This is a genomic window from Myxococcus llanfairpwllgwyngyllgogerychwyrndrobwllllantysiliogogogochensis (assembly GCF_006636215.1).
GTDB classification, from domain to species: domain Bacteria; phylum Myxococcota; class Myxococcia; order Myxococcales; family Myxococcaceae; genus Myxococcus; species Myxococcus llanfairpwllgwyngyllgogerychwyrndrobwllllantysiliogogogochensis.
The window spans coordinates 1-498 of the sequence record NZ_VIFM01000692.1 but is presented as its reverse complement, the minus strand read 5'-3'; the positions used below and the strand labels follow the sequence as shown (position 1 = coordinate 498).

Sequence of the window (498 nt, the reverse complement as noted above, 5' to 3'; positions counted from 1 at the left end):
GGGCGGCCGCGGCCGGCGAGCGCGGCGCGCAGCTCCGCGATGGAATGGACGATGAGCATGGACGAAGTGCGGAGAAGGGACGGAGTCGGCGTTCTGGAAGGCGGGTGCTACCAGGCGTGGCGCGCGTCGTCGGGGAATCGGCCCGCCTTGACGGCGTGCACGTAGGCTTCGATGGCGCCGCGCACGCTGCCGGTGTCCTGCATGAAGTCGTGCACAAAGCGCGGCATGCGGCCGAGGTTCATGCCCAGCATGTCGTGGAGCACCAGCACCTGGCCGGCCGTGCCGCTGCCCGCGCCGATGCCGATGGTGTGGCAGCGGGGCAGCGCTTCGGTGAGCTCGCGTGCGAGGACGGCAGGCACCATCTCGAGCACCAGCATGGAGGCGCCGGCATCCTGCAGCTCGCGGGCCTGCAGCCGCAGCTGGCGCGCGGCGTCGTCGTCGCGGCCCTGCACGCGGTAGCCGCCCAGCGCATGCACCGTCTGCGGCGTGAGCCCGAGG

The 498-nt window shown here is 72.7% G+C and carries 1 protein-coding gene; it reads right to left on the bottom strand.

Going from position 1 to position 498, the window contains the following annotated elements; all coding sequences use genetic code 11:
* Positions 1 to 107: 107 nt before the first annotated feature.
* Positions 108 to 498, bottom strand: a 391-nt coding sequence (locus FJV41_RS57260; protein WP_181791559.1) for a 3-methyl-2-oxobutanoate hydroxymethyltransferase, incomplete at its 5' end; no start/stop codon positions are given.